At 66.3% G+C, this 2790-nt stretch carries 2 protein-coding genes; both read right to left on the bottom strand.

Annotated elements, in window-relative coordinates; genetic code table 11:
• Nucleotide 1 precedes the first annotated feature (1 nt).
• The gene (locus HL671_RS37740; protein WP_172244219.1) at nucleotides 2-2341 is read right to left on the bottom strand and encodes a xanthine dehydrogenase family protein molybdopterin-binding subunit; all 2340 of its coding nucleotides are present in this window, start codon (nucleotides 2339-2341) and stop codon (nucleotides 2-4) included.
• Nucleotides 2338-2790: (2Fe-2S)-binding protein (locus HL671_RS37735; protein ID WP_246579819.1), on the bottom strand; the 453-nt coding region annotated here is incomplete at its 5' end. The genes HL671_RS37740 and HL671_RS37735, both read right to left, overlap by 4 nt.

Raw genomic sequence — 2790 nt, 5'->3', positions numbered from 1 at the left:
GCTACGCCTTCATGTTGGCCTTCACCGCTTCCGCGGTGATCGGCAGCGAGCGCAGCCGCGCACCGCAGGCGTTGTAGATGGCGTTGCCGAGCGCCGGCGCGACCACGGTCACCGCGGGCTCGCCGACGCCGGTCGCCTTCTCGCCATTGGCGATGACGGCGATCGCGACCTCCGGCACCTGGCTCATCCGCAGCGGCGTGTAGCTGTCGAAGTTGGTCTGCTCGATGCCGCCATCCTTCAACGTCGCCTTCTCGTACATCGCCAGCGACAATCCCCACAGCGCCGCGCCCTCGACCTGGGCGCGGATGTTGTCGGGATGCACCTGGGTGCCGACGTCGGTCGCCACGGTGAGCTTCTTCACCGTCACCGCGCCGTTGTCAGCCACCGCGACATGGGCGACGCAGGCCGTCCAGCTCGCGGACGCCCGCTCCTGCGACGACACGCAGGCGACGCCCATGCCCTCGCCCTTCGGCAGCTTCTTCGACCCGTAGCCGGACAGGCCCATCGCCGCCAGCAGCGTGTTGCGCAGCCGCTGCGCGCCGCCATCGTTCTTGCCCTTGCCGTCGAGCAGCGCGATACGGAACTGCGCCGGGTCCTGGCCGGACGCGGCGGCGATCTCGTCGATCATGCTCTCGACCGCCCAGAACGTCCAACCCGGCGCCACCGAGCGGAGCTGGCCGGACGGCGTCGCATTATGCGCGAGCTCGTTCTTGATCGCGCGCACATGGTGGTTGGGCACGGTGTAGAAGAAGTCGGCGCCGTTGACCGTGAACGAGTCGAGCGGGCCCTTCTTGTCGACCGACGGCGTCAGGAAGTCCGGGATGCCCCAGCGCGCCGTCGGCCAGGCCGAGACGACGTCGTGGCTCAGAGCAATGAGCTTGCCATTGCTGTCGAGCCCGGCCTTCACTTTCTGGTAGGTGAGCGGCCGCGAGTAGTCCATCGTCATGTCGTTCNCGGCCTTCACTTTCTGGTAGGTGAGCGGCCGCGAGTAGTCCATCGTCATGTCGTTCTCGCGGGAATAGATCACCTTGACCGGCTTGCCCACGGCCTTGGCCGCCTGCACCGCCGGCACCATCATGTCGGCATCGAGCCGGCGGCCGAAGCCGCCGCCGAGCCAGGCCTGGTGCATCACGACATATTTCGGGTCGATGCCAGCCGCACCGGCCGCGATCGCGCCGGAGCGGGTCGCGAACTGATTGCCGGAGTAGATGTGCAGGATGTCGCCCTTGAACTCTGCGGTCGCGTTCATCGGCTCCATCGGCGCGTGGATGTTGATGCTGGTGGTGTACTCCGCCTCCAGCACTTTCGCGGCGCCCGCCAGTGCCGCATTGGCATCGCCATCCTTGACGAAGAACTGCCCGGCATCGTCCTGCGCCTGCAGCCGCATCGCCTCGGTGATGATGCTGTCGGTGCTGACATTGGCATACGGACCCTTGTCATAGCTGATCTTCAGCGCGTCCGCGGCCTTCTTGGCATTGGCGAAGGTCGAGGCCACCGCGACCACCCAGCCTGACGTGGAGCCGGTCTTGTCGTCGAGCACGACCGCCTTGATGAAGCCCGGGACCTTCTTGGCCTCGCTGTCATCGACGGACTTGACGGTGGCGCCGAAGCGCACCGGCGGCGTCACCACCTTGCCGTAGACCATGCCCGGCAGCATCGTGTCGATGCCGTATTTCGCCGTGCCGTTGGTCTTGGCGGGAATGTCGAGCTGCGGCACCGAGACGCCGATCATCGTGTACTGATCGGGGGTCTTCAAGGTCAGCGCCTTCAGCTCGTCGGCCGTGAAGCTCTTGGTGATCTTGCCGCTCTTGACGATCTCGGCATAGCTCATCTGCTTCTTCGACTTCGGATGCATCACGACGCCGTCGCGCACCACGAGTTCCTTCGCCGTGACGCCCATCACTGATGCGGCGGCCTCGGTCAGCGCGATGCGGCCGGCGGCGCCGGCGCGGCTCATCGCGTCGAAGTTCATCATCGTGCTCCAGCTGCCGCCGGTGATCTGGGCGCCGAGCACGGGATCGTTGAACTTCGGATCGTTGGAGGCGAGCTGGACGCGCATGTCCTTCCAGGCCGCACCGAGCTCCTCGCAGATGATCTGCGCCATCGTCGAGGCGATGTGCTGACCCATATCGGCCTTGCCGCAGGTCACGGTAACCAGGCCATCCGGCGCGATCGAATACCAGACGCTGGGCTCGAAGCTCGCAGGTGTCGTTGCGGCGAGCGCGCCATCGGCGAGGCCGGCATAGCCAAGCACGAGGCCGGTCGCGGCGGTGCCGACCAGGAAGGAGCGGCGGCTGAGATCGGGCGCCATCGACGGCGCTGCCTTGACGTGCTGGTTCATGTCGCCCTCCGGTCGCTGGTGTTCGACGCGGTGCGCATCTCGGATGCGGCGCGCTGGATCGCCTTCTGGATCCGCGAATAGGTCATGCAGCGGCAGAGATTGCCGTCCATATGCGCGACGATCTCCTCCTTGGTCGGGCTCGTGGTCTTGGCCAGCAGCGAGGCCGCCTGCATGATCTGGCCGGACTGGCAGTAGCCGCATTGCGGCACCTGCTCGGCGATCCACGCCTTCTGCAAGGGATGGTCGCCCTTCTGCGACAGTCCCTCGATGGTGGTGATCTTCTTGTTGGTGACGTCGCCGACCATGGTCTGGCATGAGCGCACCGCCTCGCCATTGACATGCACGGTACAGGCCCCGCACAGCCCGGCGCCGCAGCCGAACTTGGTGCCGGTCATCTGCAACTGCTCGCGGATGACCCATAGCAGCGGCGTGTCATTCGCCGCGTCGAC

Source organism: Bradyrhizobium denitrificans (assembly GCF_013179005.1).
GTDB classification, from domain to species: domain Bacteria; phylum Pseudomonadota; class Alphaproteobacteria; order Rhizobiales; family Xanthobacteraceae; genus Bradyrhizobium; species Bradyrhizobium denitrificans.
Note: the sequence above shows the minus strand (reverse complement) of the source record. Positions and strands in the feature narration are given on the sequence as shown.